Annotated in this window: 11 protein-coding genes; 1 reads left to right on the top strand and 10 read right to left on the bottom strand. The window is 61.2% G+C overall.

The window, feature by feature from the left end:
• Nucleotides 1-89: 89 nt before the first annotated feature.
• From B2246_RS19345 to B2246_RS19330, 4 genes are all read right to left on the bottom strand, one after another.
• Complete coding sequence (locus B2246_RS19345) at nt 90-1,124, bottom strand: DUF1254 domain-containing protein (RefSeq protein WP_286880530.1); 1,035 nt, start codon at nt 1,122-1,124, stop codon at nt 90-92.
• A 76-nt stretch (nt 1,125-1,200) separates the two neighbouring features.
• The gene (locus tag B2246_RS19340; protein WP_051705381.1) at nt 1,201-2,643 is read right to left on the bottom strand and encodes a DUF1254 domain-containing protein; all 1,443 of its coding nucleotides are present in this window, start codon (nt 2,641-2,643) and stop codon (nt 1,201-1,203) included.
• Between the two features lie 83 nt (nt 2,644-2,726).
• Nucleotides 2,727-3,674, bottom strand: a complete 948-nt coding sequence (locus B2246_RS19335; protein WP_035882617.1) for an alpha/beta hydrolase — start codon at nt 3,672-3,674, stop codon at nt 2,727-2,729.
• Nucleotides 3,675-3,705: 31 nt separating this feature from the next.
• Nucleotides 3,706-5,235 carry a flavin-containing monooxygenase gene (locus B2246_RS19330; RefSeq protein WP_286880529.1) on the bottom strand — a complete coding sequence of 510 codons (1,530 nt, stop codon included), beginning with the start codon at nt 5,233-5,235 and terminating at the stop codon, nt 3,706-3,708.
• Nucleotides 5,236-5,334: 99 nt separating this feature from the next.
• Here B2246_RS19330 and B2246_RS19325 point away from each other — a divergent pair, with 99 nt between their 5' ends.
• Nucleotides 5,335-6,354: an AraC family transcriptional regulator gene (locus B2246_RS19325; RefSeq protein WP_008651640.1), complete on the top strand. Its 1,020-nt coding sequence runs from the start codon at nt 5,335-5,337 to the stop codon at nt 6,352-6,354.
• 724 nt (nt 6,355-7,078) lie between these two features.
• Here the strand turns inward: B2246_RS19325 and B2246_RS19320 are convergent.
• The 6 genes from B2246_RS19320 to B2246_RS19295 all read right to left on the bottom strand — a co-directional run bounded on the left by B2246_RS19320 (nt 7,079) and on the right by B2246_RS19295 (nt 13,353).
• The gene (locus B2246_RS19320; RefSeq protein WP_286880528.1) at nt 7,079-7,381 is read right to left on the bottom strand and encodes a hypothetical protein; all 303 of its coding nucleotides are present in this window, start codon (nt 7,379-7,381) and stop codon (nt 7,079-7,081) included.
• Nucleotides 7,382-8,362: 981 nt separating this feature from the next.
• Nucleotides 8,363-9,736 carry an MFS transporter gene (locus tag B2246_RS19315; RefSeq protein WP_286880527.1) on the bottom strand — a complete coding sequence of 458 codons (1,374 nt, stop codon included), beginning with the start codon at nt 9,734-9,736 and terminating at the stop codon, nt 8,363-8,365.
• Between the two features lie 219 nt (nt 9,737-9,955).
• Nucleotides 9,956-10,582, bottom strand: coding sequence for a pyridoxamine 5'-phosphate oxidase family protein (locus tag B2246_RS19310; protein ID WP_200876283.1), 627 nt, complete (start codon nt 10,580-10,582; stop codon nt 9,956-9,958).
• A 12-nt stretch (nt 10,583-10,594) separates the two neighbouring features.
• The gene (locus B2246_RS19305; protein WP_035882612.1) at nt 10,595-11,953 is read right to left on the bottom strand and encodes an adenylosuccinate synthetase; all 1,359 of its coding nucleotides are present in this window, start codon (nt 11,951-11,953) and stop codon (nt 10,595-10,597) included.
• Between the two features lie 3 nt (nt 11,954-11,956).
• Nucleotides 11,957-12,421, bottom strand: a complete 465-nt coding sequence (locus B2246_RS19300; protein ID WP_051705380.1) for a RidA family protein — start codon at nt 12,419-12,421, stop codon at nt 11,957-11,959.
• Between the two features lie 146 nt (nt 12,422-12,567).
• Entirely contained in the window at nt 12,568-13,353 is a 786-nt protein-coding gene (locus tag B2246_RS19295) for an AraC family transcriptional regulator (RefSeq protein WP_286880678.1), read from the bottom strand.
• Between the last annotated feature and the right edge of the window lie 50 nt (nt 13,354-13,403).

The raw sequence follows: 13,403 nt of genomic DNA, 5'->3' as shown, positions 1-13,403 counted from the left end.
CAACGCCATCCAGGAGAGGACAAAGGCGTTCTCAGATCCAGAATGCCGCCTTCGTCCAAGTACCTTCCGCCTTCCCCGGCGCGCTCTGCTTAATCCACAGCCTGAGCCTGCGGAAAACTCCATGCGCCACGGACAATCTCGGCGTGCGGCCGATACAGGCGTACGGTGTAGTTCCACCCGGGGACGATGGGCAGGCAGTTGGGCAACTGTCCGTTACACCCGCCGAACTGGATCGGAATCGACCCGTCACTGTTCTTCTGCGCTGTGATGTTGTTGACGGTGTAGGCATTGGCCGCGTTTCTCTGGAAGTAACCTTCGGCGTTGTAAACGCTGACCGACCAGAATCCATCCACGGGCACATCCTTCACGTTCACCCGGTACACGGTCTTTCCGTCGTTCTTTTCCGGTGTGATGTTCAGGTAGATGGCGTCCTTGTCGGGGTTACCACCCCAGCCAGCCGCCGTGCCCATCAGGTGGCGCACCGGATCGACCTCGCCCTTCTTGCCGAATGACCTCTTGAAGTCCGGTGTCGTGGCCGACAATGCCAGCAGCGCGTCACGCACTTTCTTCTGGCTGGCCTGGTCCCAGTTGGGCACCTCCAGCTTCCCCGTCGCCTTTTGGCTGACCTTGATGGCGTCCTGCAGCCCATGGACTTGCTTCAGGTCATTCGAATCGTTTGGATTCACCAACGTGCGGATGGCTGCGGCCACATAGCGCGTGCCGACGTTCTCGCGCGTCAACGTATGCGTGCCGGCACCGTAGAACACATTGGGTACATAGTGGTCCTCGCTGATGACCTGCAGCGACATGAAGCGCTTGCCCGGGTCCGGCATGGTAATTGTCACCGGGCCAGCATCGAGATCGAACACGCCCGAGGAATACAGCGTGTCACGGTTCAGGCGGATGACGGCCTGGTCATCAATCGACGCGGGTTCGCGCCGGTGTTGCAGCTTACCGACGCCGCCCTGCTTTGCCACGCCGACGATATACATGTCGGACTCCGCCCGCACGAAGTTGTCTACCGTGACCGGCACGGGTGCGCCGGTCGCCTGAGCAGCGGCAATCTGGCCATAGGTCGTACCCACGCCAACGAGCGCGAAGCCCATCAAGGCGTTGGAAATCATTGTTTTCTTCACAGTTCCCCTCCGTCGTATCGGGTTTTCATAGTCACACAGGCGCCTCGGCGCCTGTGCCTGATTTTTACTCGGCCGCCACCATAGGCGGCTGGCGCCATTGGCCGGACAGCATCTCCTGTTTCGGCAAGTACACGCGCAAGATGGCATAGAAAGACCCTTCAGGCGCCGGCAGCCAGTTGCTCGCCTTATCCTTGCCTGGACTGTCCTTCTGGACATACAGGGTGAGCCCACCGTCGCGATCGCGCTTGAGTTGGCCGAGCATCGAAGCGTTGATCAAATACCGGTTCAGAGGGTTAGCCACCAGCAGCTTGCTCTGGCCGTCATACATCGTCAGAGACCAGAACGCGTTGGCCGGCGGCAGTTTGTCCTTGTCGAAATGCAGGGTATAGCGCGTGGCGGCAGCATCCAGCGGCTTGCCTGCGACATCCAGGAAGTAGCCGGGATAAATCGCCTCTTCCGCCGAGTTACCGAATATCCCCAGTACTGCCGCTGCATAGCGGTACATATAGTTGTTCTTCAGGTGCTCGCGTGTACCAAACAAGTCGCCGCTGGTGAGCTTCCTGGTGTCCAGTTGCGTCTTCTTGAATTCCACGAACTGCGACTTGCCATCAGCCATGCCGGCCGCCATGGCCTTCTGTATCTCTGGCGATAGCGAGTTTTTGTCGAACGACAGGCCGCGGCCCACACCGATTTTTGCGAAGCGCGCCATCACGTCCTGCTCGCTCGGCACCGTCGGGGCGAACTGCAGCATGAAGTTCAGGTAGCGGAAGAAAGCCAGCGAATCCGTGGCATCCGCGACGGGCTTCGGCCAATCGACGGGAGAGGCTGGCGCTGGTGCCGGCCTACCGAGAAACGCGCTCAGCGTCCGCACCTTGTAGCCGTTCTGGATGGCACGCACCCGGCGCAGGTCCTTGGCATTGAAGAGCTGCGTGCGATAAATAGCATAGGCAATACTGGATTCGCTGCGAATCACGGCCTTCACGTTGGCTGGCTTCTCGCCGCTCCAGTCGGGGCCCACGATCATGTAATTTCCGCCCTGGTTGCCGCTGGTGCGAGTGCCAAGATAGGCGAAGTTGTGCGTATAGAGATCGATCAGCTGGGCGGAGTAGTAGCGCTTATTCTCGATGGGCGGCAACGTCAACACCAGCGGCTCCGCGCGCAGGTCCATCCAGACAAATGAATATGGCGTGTCCGAATTGGGCGTAATGATCGCCGTGTCGTTCGGCGTGAAGACGTTGGCCGTGTTGCCTATCTGGTTAAACGGCGCTTTGAAGTTCGGACCGCCCTGGTCGACTGCCTGGGCGTAGAGCGTCTTGTACGCTTCGACGACCGGGTAGCCGTAGATGTAGGCTTCGCGCGCGATGGCGCGAACTTCCGCTTCGTTGACTGCGCTCGCGGCTCCCTCGTCATTTGCCTGTTCCGTCGCAGGACCAATCTTCACGGACTGGCATCCCGACAACGCAAAGACCGACAGCAAAGCGGCCACCAACAGATCCTTCATCGACATCACGGCTCCCAGACATTACAGCAGAGGGTTACATGCGCCATGTGCAGCACACATGGAAAATTGCGACGCCCAACAGCACGCGTTCACGGTCGGCTTCCACTGCCCGCACGATGATCTCGGCCGCCTCTTGCGGGGGCAAGGGGGACGACACCAACGTGTCGGTTCAGAAAGGCTACCTGCGCCGCGATACTGCTTGCGAACGCCGGTTCATCGTGCAAATGCAGCTCAAAGTGGTTGCATTCCACGAGATGGAACTCGCAGTACGGTATGCGCCTGGACGCCCGTCGCGCGGCACTGGCCGGCGTGATCGTGTCACGGGTTCCGGCCACGATCAACGTAGGCGCGGCGACCTTGTGCGCGTGCCGAATCGGGCTGTAGAGTGGCACCTCCAGAAAGATGCGGGACAGTACCTTGTTCTCCCACGCCGTTCCCGCAGGCAGCAGCCTTGCATAGCCATGCCAGGCGTCGTCGCCGGTCAACGCGGCCATATCGCCGTGACGACCGATGATCGGGCTGTAGTGCTCGCGACGAATGACGCTGCCGCAAAGGTCACGCATCGCCGCAAGCATCATGCGCAGCAAGAGATGGACGGGTACCTGCTTCATGCTGGCCAGCCCGCTGACATGCGGGACTTGGGCAATGACGGCTCGGACCCGATGATCTGCAGCAGCAGTCTGGATGACGTGTCCGCCCGAGAACGACGTCCCCCACAACACCATGCGATCGGCGTCAACCTCTGGGAGTGAGCGCACATGTGCGATGGCGGCGGCCCAGTCCTGCAGGTGGCGGCGCGGGCTGACCCAGTGCCGCGGCTCCCCTTCGCTGTCACCGAAGTTCCGGTAATCGAAGAGATATGCGGCGTAGCCTTCGGCCACGAACCGCTCGGCAAAGGCTGGCAGACCGGCGGCGCGAATGGCGCCGAATCCATGCGCCATGATGACGACGGGCGGGCGCGTCCCCTGGCTCGGCAGCATCAGCGTGGCCGCGCAACGCTCACCGTGGCTTTGGAAGGAAGAATCAATGCTGACCATGCAGGGCTCCGATGCGGAATGCGGCTGAACCTCACACGGCTGTTTCGTCCATGCCGGTTGCCACAAGGTCGCCGGCTGGCCGGCCGCGCGCCACCGTCGTAGTCGTTGCGGCACGGACGAACCTCAGCGCTGGATCGTCGATCGGATGCCTCGTCAACATCTCGCGATCGGCCGCGAAGTTGTGGAGAACGCGCCAGGGAGGCGTCCGGCCCTGGCGAGGCAAGGTGCTCCGGCCGCGTTGCACGTAACCGGACTGCAGGGAATCCATGACCGTTTCTTCCAGCATTTCCCCGGCTGGGGCGAATGGCGTTACGACGTCGTAGCCGTGGCGGTCCATGTGGTTGAGCAGGCGGCAGATGTAGTTGGCAGCCAGGTCGACCTTCAATGTCCACGATGCGTTGGTATAGCCAAACAGGTTGGCCAGGTTGGGCACGTCCTGCATCAGCACGCTCTTGTAGGTCATGAGGCTGCTGGGGTGCCGCGGCTGCCCGTCCACCTGTACCTCCATGCCACCAAGGGACTGGAGCTGAAGCCCGGTGGCCGTGATGATGATGTCAGCCTCGAGGCTCTTGCCCGACTTCAGACGGATGCCGGTTTCGGTAAAGGTCTCGATGTGGTCCGTCACCACAGAGGCCTTGCCTTCGCAGATAACCTTGAAGAGATCGCCGTCAGGCACTGCGCACAACCGCTGGTCCCACGGGTTATAGCTGGGCGAAAAGTGCCGCATGTCGGCGCTATGACCGAGCTGTTGTTCAACATGCGACAGCAGCCAGGAACGGACGCGCCGCGGCCACCGCTTTGCGGTCCTGTAGATAAGGCGCTGCAAGCGGATATTGCGCCACCGTGCCAGGCCATACACCCAGCGTGCGGGCAGTATCGTTTGCAGGACGGCAGAGATCTTGTCATATGCCGGCACCGAGAAGACGTAGCTGGGCGAGCGCTGCAGCATCGTGACGTGCGACGCCTGACCGGCCATGGCCGGCACCAGCGTCACCGCCGTTGCGCCACTGCCGATCACGATGACGCGCTTGCCCCGATAGTCCAGGTCTTCAGGCCAGTGTTGCGGATGAACGCAGATGCCCCGGAACCGCTCAAGGCCGGCAAAGTCAGGCCGGTGCCCGTGGTCATAGTTGTAGTAGCCCGTGCAGGGGATCAGAAACTTGCAAGTGAGGGTACAGGTATCGTGGCTGCCTTCCTGCTGCGTGGTGACGGTCCAGTACCGGTCCTCGCTCGACCACGATGCCCGCAGGACTTTCTGCCCGAACTGAATGCATTCGTCGACACCGTATTCGCGCGCGGTATCGCCAATGTAGCGACGGATCGAAGGGCCGTCGGCAAGGACTTTCAACTCGTGCCAGGGGCGGAACTTGTAGCCAAAGCTGAACATGTCCGAATCTGACCGGATGCCGGGATACCGGAACAGGTCCCATGTCCCACCGATGGCACTGCGCCGCTCCAGGATGCCGACGCGCTTGTCCGGACATGCCTCAGCCAGGTGGCATGCCATGCCGATGCCGGATAGTCCGGCACCGATAATCAATACGTCGTAATTGGCGTTCACGCAGCGTCTCCTTATGGCTTGCCTTGTCGTCCGGAAACTGTAGCGCGTGGAGCCAAGCGACTCTTGACGTCACGAGACAATTAATTTACGTTACGAGCCATGGATGCCCTCGTGCGAACAAGCGGACTGCGTGGATACCCGGCACTGATGCGCGCCATGGGTTGCGACCCCGCGCCGCTGCTGCGGCGCTATCACGTCGACGAAGGGACGCTCGACAGCGACGACGCCATGATTTCCCTGCGCGCTGTCGTGCATCTTCTGGAGGCCAGCGCGGAACAGACCCGGACCGCTGACTTCGGCCTGCGCTTGTCCAAGCACCAGAGCATTGACGTGCTGGGGCCCTTGAGCATTGCGTTGCAGAATGCAACGACAATCCGCGCTGGTATGGATTTCGCGGCGCACCATATGTTTGTGCATAGTCCGGGTCTCGTCTACACAGTCCACGAGCACAGCGAGATTGCGAAGGATGCGGCCGAGGTCTCCATCGAGATACGGCTCTCGCGGCAGCCGGCCCAGCGGCAAGCCATTGACCTGTGCCTGGCGGATATGCACAACTTCACCCGGCTACTCGCCGGCGACCGATACGCGCTTCGCGCGGTGTCCATTCCTCACACGCCGATTGCGTCGCTTAGCACCTACGAGCGCTTCTTTGGCGCCAGGGTATTGGTGGAGCAGCCAAGGGCCAGTCTGCATCTCAGCCGCAGCACGCTTGCGGCCGACCTGCTGGGCGTCGACGCGACGTTGCGGCGGATCGCGGAGGACTATATCTTCCGCAACTTCCGCAGCGAGCACGGCAGTGTTTCGGATCGTGTCCGGCAGGTGCTGCGCGACACGCTGGGCACGTCGAGCCACAGCAAGGCCAGCGTGGCCGATCTGCTGGCCATGCACCCGCGCACGATGCAACGCCGCCTTGCCGCGGAGGCAACCAGTTTCGAGGCCATAAGAAACGATGTGCGCAAGGAATTGGCGATGCGCTATTTGTCTGAAACCAATCTGCCTCTCGGGCAGATCACCCTGCTTCTTGGCCTTCCCGCCCAATCTGCATTGTCGCGGGCCTGCCGTCAGTGGTATGGCGCCGCCCCTTCGACACTGCGCAAACATAAACGCACCGCAGATTGATGAGTGATTCGCTGCCAGGCTGAAAAATCCCCTCGACATGTGTGATCGTGAGGGGCTTCTCAACGGTCCGCGACTGGGGAGAGGATGCCGACGTCGCGCTCTGTGAGAGGCTGATCTTACGGCCGTCCGGATCACCGCTACCGCTCAGGGAATCCTTTTACCGCGTAACCCGGTCGACGCTGGCCGCAGCTTCCTTCCGAGCCGAAGATACTCTGCAGGACTTAGTTTGCTAAATGACGTCTTTCAGGTTCATGCTGGGCGCAGCAGGGCAACCCCGACGGCCGATCATCCGCCAGCCAAACCGGCACGCGAACGACCCTCTGTACGTCGGCAGGAGACGTCTTGTTATGACGTCACCGAACGGCAGTTCCGGGTCGGGCAGAGTCGGTCGCTGCGGTCATCTGCATGACCAGAACTTGGCCAGAGAGTTACGCATCCCACTTCGCGCGTGGCGTCGATCTTGCAGCCCAATTACACGGTGCACTGAACTGGGATGAATTGATCTGGCATGCGAGCGATTTGATGGCGGTCGCCGGGGAAGAGCCCAACCGGCCACGCCCAAAAGCCGGCGTCACGATCACGTTCAGACCAGAACACACCGATCGCGACAGCCAAAAACAAAACAGCCGACCAATCGGTCGGCTGTTCCCTTAAGAAGCCGCTGAAGGCTTGCGGAAGGTCTGGCTCGAACGAGCACCCTTCCGCCCGCCTTGCGAACGCCGCCTTACTGCTTCGTGGCGGTGGGGGCCGGCGCGACCTTCTCAGCCGCTACGGGGGTGGCCTTCGCTTCTGCCGGAGCAGCAGCCTTCGCCGTGCTCACCTTGGTGGCCTTGGCGTGCGCGGTGGCGTGCGCGGTGGCGTGCTTATGTGTAGCGGCCTTGGCGGGTGCTTTCACAGCGGGAGCCGGCGCGGCTTGCGCAACCGGGGTGGCCGGTGCCGGGGCAACAGCGGGAGCCGGGGCAACGCCTTGGGCGAAAGCGGCGCCGGTGATGGCGAGAGAGGCGACAGCGGCGAACAGCTTCTTCATGATGAATCCTTCTTTGAGGTTAGAGGCACAGCAAGTTGCCGTGCTTGCCCGTAAAAACGACCCGCGTTGATTTGGCGTTGACGATGAGGTTGTGACAAACCGTAAGCAATGTTTCTGCAGAGCCCATCGCCGATACGTGTGCCTCGCCCCGAGAATTCACCAAAGGGGGGCGGAGCGCTCGTCGTTCAGTTCGAAGCGCAAAGAGATGGGGCACGGCGAGATGCCGAGCAACTCGCGGGGCTGCTGCGCACCCGCAACGCCTTGGTGAACGCACTGGCTCCATCCAGGTGATACGGGCAACTAGAGCCTCGTCTGCTTGGCGAATTGGTAGGGATCGCGGTTTGGTAGGCCAGGCGCTCGTCGGCTTAGGGCACGGTTCGGCCAGGAGCGGCCGTTGCGCACTGCCAGCCCCCCATTACCATGGGTCACATGTCTGCTCTAGCTTTTCTTCGCTTTCCCGTAGCGCACCCAAAAAGCGTCCGCGATTATGAGGGCAACTAGTTTGGGGTGATGGCGTCCTACGGTTTCACACGAGAAGGGGTAATAGCATGGCTAGGCGATTTCTCTATTTAAACATCGGCTTTGCTGGATTTTGCATAGCAGCAATGGGCGCGATAACAGGGTTTATCGGCTTCGGGATCGAGACGCGGTGGCTGTCTCTGCTTGGCTTTGGTATCACGATATTCGGAGTTCTAGTCGGTTTCATCGGCATTGTGCTCGGCTGGATAACGATCGGCGGGCAAGCCATAAGTGGGAGCGTTAGCGCGGCCAATGAACTCGCTGCGAGGATCAAACGATTCCGAAAATAGAACACCTCTCCGAGGTGGCGACCGTTGGCATCGGCGCGTATCAGCCACTCTTCCCGCTCGCTTTGAACGTCTCAGAAGGGTCGGAAGGCGCCGACCGGGCGCCCTCTCCTTACATCACCATATCCGACTGCGGATTCGACTGGTCGTCGCGCCGTGAGTTGCCGCGATCGTATCAGTCGGCAATGGTCTCCAACGCCCTGCCTCGGGTCTCGACGCCGAACCTGCTCACGATCCCTGCGGCCGCAAGGAAGCACAGCGCACCCAGGCAGAACACGCCAGCTTGCCCAGCAACCGGCAATATCAGACCCACCAGCGCCGGGCCCAACAACGAACCCACCCGCCCGACCGTCGATGCCATCCCGCATCCAGAGGCGCGTGCACGCGTGGGATAGAGTTCAGGCGTATAGGTGTAGAGCACCGCCCACATACCGAACATGAAGAACTGCATCATGCCGCCTGAAAGTATCAGCACCGTGGCGTCTGGATTGGAGCCCGCCAGGCTGCCGTAGATGAACACCATGCATGCACCGCCCACCAGCGTCGCCACGCATGCCGGCTTGCGTCCCCACCGCTCCACTGCCCATGCGGCCCACAGGAACCCCGGAATTCCTCCGATGGAAATATAGACCGTGTACAGGACGGATTTGGTCACCTCCACCCCGGACTGTTGCAGCAACGCCCCAATCCAGGTATTCAGCCCATAGAACCCCAGCAAGGCAAAGAACCACAAACCCCACACAGTCAGCGTCCGGCTGCGATACTCACGAGACCAAAGCACACGCGGACCCGATGCGTTTGACTCCGCCATGGTGATCACGGGGCTGACTTCGGGCAACGCATCCAGCTTCAACCGCCGCATCACCGAATGCTCGATGCGCTCGACAATGTCGGCCGCTTCAGCATGCCGGCCCTGCGATTCCAGCCAGCGGGGGGATTCCGGCACGTAGCGGCGGATGACAAGCAGGAAGACGGCCGGGACGGCACCGAGCAGGAACATCGTGCGCCAGCTATAGGCACTCAACACGTAGTACGACATCAAGCCGGCGCAGATGAAAGCAATCGGCCAGTTTCCGTCCATCAATGCCAGATACTTGCCACGCTGGCGTGCCGGAATAAACTCCGACAACAGCGTCTGGGCCAACGGCAGCTCCATACCCATGCCAAGACCAAGCAGTATCCGATAGGCGCCGAGTTCCATTGGACTGCTCGCCGTGGAACAGAGGTAGCTGCCAACTCCCCAGATGATCATGCTGAACTGGAAAACCGGCTTACGGCCAAACCGGTCCGCCAGTACCCCAGAGCAGATCGCGCCGATGGCCATCCCGACGAAACTGGCACTGCCGAGCATCCCCGCCTGCGCGGAGGTCAATCCGAACTCTGTACGGATCGACCCCAGGAGATAGGTCATCATGGCCAGGTCGAGATTGTCGAAGAAGAAGGCCATGGCAATCACGGCAAACAGGAATCGGTGGTACCCGCACACGGGCAGTCGTTCCAGCCGGTCGCCTGTGCGCACGCGCATCAGCTCGAGCGGTGTGTGTTTCATGTTGTCTCCAGTAGTTTTGATGCCAGCGCCTGCAGGCGCTGATCACAATGGGATGACGCATCGATGCGTCATCGCTTTCTACTGTCGCGTGGAGACGTAGTCGAGGCCCGTGCGGAAACGCCAAGGTCTGTCTCGAAGGTGCCAAGCCACTCACGTGGTATCAAAAAAAAGAGGGGTGCTTGAGCACCCCTCTTTTCGTCAGCCGTCAGCGCGCAGCCGTTACCTTGTCGCGAACTTGTGCGGATCAAATGCCTCCGGCGGCAAGCCGGACAGCGTGGCACCGGACTGGAATGGATAGCGTAAGTATGGAGCCTTTGGTTGCCCCGGCGGCGAGTACTGGCCATCCGCGAGGATGCGTTTCTTTGCACTCAGTTCGCGAATCTCGCATCGATAGGCAATGATCTGATTCGCCGCACCGTCCTCGATCGGCGAATAGTCCTTCTCAGGTCGGAACTTATCCAACGCCTGGTTCTGATGTGCCCGCACTTCGTCGGTGCTCTCCCGGAGTTTCACTTCACATCGCGCGATCACGCTATAGTACTCAAGGCTCGTGTTCTGTCCCTTGGGCGCCTTCAACAAGGCCACCGGTCGATCCACTTCGATAGTGATCAGGGGATTCGCCCGGATCGCCGACGCGAGCTTGCCAAATCTCGAGCTGTGGATCAGGAACGCGTCGCCGGTAAAGGTAAAGCTCTGCGCGGTGATGTAGGGGAACGGCGTGTCGTGCACCGCCACCCTGCAGATCAGTTCATTCCTGAGGAATTCCTCGATCGCGGGCCAGTCTGCCCAGGCCAGATCGGTCCGGCGCATTTCGTTGTGCAAGTAGGAAGGTTTCTCGATGGTCATGATCGGGTGGGTTCAATGTTGAGTCCTGAACAACCGCATCTGATTACGTTCCGGACCTAAACCAATGCCGCGTAGCGGCCGGCGAAGGGCATCGGCCAGCCACTCGAGCAGGGTTTCAAGTTGTGGGGGAAGCGGAGAAGCGTGGTCGCGCGGGATGGCGTCCGCATCGAAAGCTGGAAACAACGCCACCTGCGACTCATCCCCGTCCGTCGGGCTGACGACCACCGGAATGCATCGGTTGGGAGTCTGCGCAAAGGCGGCCAGGCTGTCGCACTTGTTTAGGTAGACCTCGTCGACGCCAAACTGCCGCACGGCAAGCTGGAGTTGCGCGACATCCAGCATCCCAATCCGACGCGGTCGCCCGGTCCCCGTGCCATATTCGTTCGACAGCATCCGGATCGCCACACCGATGGAGAACGCATCCCCTTCCGCGAGCAACGCCTGTGGATCAAAACGGACGGCTTCGTCGGCCCTTCCCCACCCCTCTCGTCCGGCCCGGGCGCAATAGGCCTCGGACCGCTCCGCACCGAGCTCCGTTGGCAACGGCCCGCTGCCCACGCGGGAGACGATGGCCTTGGCCACGCCGATTGTCTTGCGGTGATACTGACAAGGGAGGTCGCCCCCCACGAAGGCGTAGGAAGGCAGAGTATGGCTGGACGTCACCCAAGGCTGAGCGCCCTGCACAACATCCAGCATGACCGACTGTGCGCCCTCGAAGAGTACCCGCGCACCGCGTTCGACCCGCTCCAGCAGTGCCGCCGGATTGTCTGTCACAAATGGTTTGACGACCCGCCACGCCTGGCGCATTCCATCCATGAAGATTGACAATTCCTCATCGCTGTCCTGCGCAGCCAACCGTGCCATCCGCTCGAATGCGCTGCCCTCATCCAGCAGCAGATCGCGAATCTGACACGCGGATCGCTCGCCGCCTCGCATGCGGGCTGCCAGGTCCGCGTAACACGGCCCGATGCCGTTACCGGTTGTGCCGATTTGCCCGCCATCCTGGCGATCTGACAGGAAATGGACGGGCTGAACGATCGGGCATCGGTCACTGATGGTCAGTCGCCCGGCCAGGTTGATCCCCTGCCCGGCCAGCATTTCGATTTCCGACGCCAGTTGCTGCAAGCCGATCACGCAGCCGGAACCGATGTAGAGGGCGACCCCTGGATGCAGCACGCCGGAAGGAACCTGGCGTAGCCGCAATGTGCCGTCAGGCGTGACGATGGTATGCCCTGCGTTCGCGCCGCCGTTGAAGCGCGCGATCACGTCATACTCGCCGGCGAGATGGTCGACCACCCGGGCCTTTCCCTCATCGCCGTACTGCAGCCCCACCAGCACGTCCGCGTATGCTGCTCTTGTCGCGGTATTCATCGACTACGCATCCAGGGCAAACGTCGCCTCGATTTCCACCGGGGCACCGAAGGGAAGGCTCGCCACCCCCATCGCCACGCGTGCATGACGTCCCCGCTCCTCGAAGATCCGATTGAGAAGCTCGGACGCCGCGTTGATCACCTGCGGCGCATCATTGAAACCCGGCTTCACCGCGACGTAGCCACCAACCCGGACCACGCCACGAATACGCTCGAAGTCCCCCTCCACGGCCGCGCCAACCCAACCCAGCATGTTGGCCAGACACAGTCGTGCGGCATCCTGAGCTGCTTCCACGGTGACTGCGTCGGGAACCGTGCCGACAAGTATCGGCTTGCCATTCTGCAGCGGCAATTGCCCCGATACAGTCAGCAAACCATGGTGAAGCGTGTATGGGACATAAAGTGCCTTGGGGATTTCCGCCGCAGGCAAGACAATACCGGCGGCCCGGATACGATCCATCACTGACATACTGACTCCTCGACTTGATAAAAGGTCGACGGAGCCTGCACGGTGCTAGCAATCCGCCGACACCCTGACTGTGCCGCACGGCGCGGTATGCGATTCGCGCGGTGACGCCAGTTGATGTCGAGCAGACGCCAAACTGTCCGCGATGCCTAATCCCCAGCCATATCCCTGAAATATTCAGTAGGCGTCATGCCCAGCGCTCGCCTGAACATGGCACTGAATGCACTCGGGCTCTCATATCCAAGCTGCAAGGCAATGTCCGTGACATGACAGCCCTCGGCGAGCAGCCGTACAGCTGCCATCAGTCTCGCCTGCTGCTTCCAGCGGCTGTAAGTCATGCCTGTTTCCTCCGGGAAGAGCCGGATGATGGTCCGCTCGCTGGCGCCCACCGATCGACTCCATGCTTCCACCGAAGTCTCGTCAGAGGGATCGTCGAGGATCTTCGCGCAGATCTTGCTTAGCCGCGTATCCCTCGGCATCGGCAAATGCAGCGGAACAACGGAAAGCGGTCGCAAGTCCTGCAGCAGCAATTCGACCACCAGGCTGTCACGACTACCTTCTTCGTAGGTCAAGGGCATGCGAACCACCGCCGATATCAGCTCCCGCAACAGAGGCGGGACGGCCACGACACAGCAGTCATGCAATTCCTCGGGAACGGCATCGGATCGGACATAGACCGTTCGCATCTCGACGTCACCGCATGCTTGCATGGCATGTTCGACATTGCACGGGACCCATACCGCGCGCTGCGGCGGCACGACCCACGAACCGAAATCGGTTGTGACCAGGATTGCGCCTACATAGGCGTAGATGAGTTGAGCACGTGGATGTGAATGCGCGCCGATATGGAAGCCATCCTTCAGCTTCCGCGCCATGCCGCCTACCGGCCGATCTATCGCCTGGTAGTCATCCCGGTTTTCGCTCTTTCCAAACATGGCGTCCTTGCGATAGTCGTTGTCATCCACGGGCGCGACGCATCAGGCAC

The organism is Cupriavidus sp. UBA2010 (genome assembly GCF_002335265.1).
GTDB lineage: Bacteria > Pseudomonadota > Gammaproteobacteria > Burkholderiales > Burkholderiaceae > Cupriavidus > Cupriavidus metallidurans.
This window is presented reverse-complemented; position numbering and strand designations above follow the sequence as displayed.

What these genes read in the sequence shown, in the direction of transcription:
- B2246_RS19325 (WP_008651640.1), top strand. Translation starts at nt 5,335, where the DNA reads ATGGATGCCCTCGTGCGAACAAGCGGACTGCGTGGATACCCGGCACTG.
- B2246_RS19305 (WP_035882612.1), bottom strand. Translation starts at nt 11,953, where the DNA reads ATGAATACCGCGACAAGAGCAGCATACGCGGACGTGCTGGTGGGGCTG.
- B2246_RS19345 (WP_286880530.1), bottom strand. Translation starts at nt 1,124, where the DNA reads ATGATTTCCAACGCCTTGATGGGCTTCGCGCTCGTTGGCGTGGGTACG.
- B2246_RS19300 (WP_051705380.1), bottom strand. Translation starts at nt 12,421, where the DNA reads ATGTCAGTGATGGATCGTATCCGGGCCGCCGGTATTGTCTTGCCTGCG.
- B2246_RS19310 (WP_200876283.1), bottom strand. Translation starts at nt 10,582, where the DNA reads ATGACCATCGAGAAACCTTCCTACTTGCACAACGAAATGCGCCGGACC.
- B2246_RS19295 (WP_286880678.1), bottom strand. Translation starts at nt 13,353, where the DNA reads ATGTTTGGAAAGAGCGAAAACCGGGATGACTACCAGGCGATAGATCGG.
- B2246_RS19315 (WP_286880527.1), bottom strand. Translation starts at nt 9,736, where the DNA reads ATGAAACACACACCGCTCGAGCTGATGCGCGTGCGCACAGGCGACCGG.
- B2246_RS19335 (WP_035882617.1), bottom strand. Translation starts at nt 3,674, where the DNA reads ATGGTCAGCATTGATTCTTCCTTCCAAAGCCACGGTGAGCGTTGCGCG.
- B2246_RS19320 (WP_286880528.1), bottom strand. Translation starts at nt 7,381, where the DNA reads ATGAAGAAGCTGTTCGCCGCTGTCGCCTCTCTCGCCATCACCGGCGCC.
- B2246_RS19340 (WP_051705381.1), bottom strand. Translation starts at nt 2,643, where the DNA reads ATGTCGATGAAGGATCTGTTGGTGGCCGCTTTGCTGTCGGTCTTTGCG.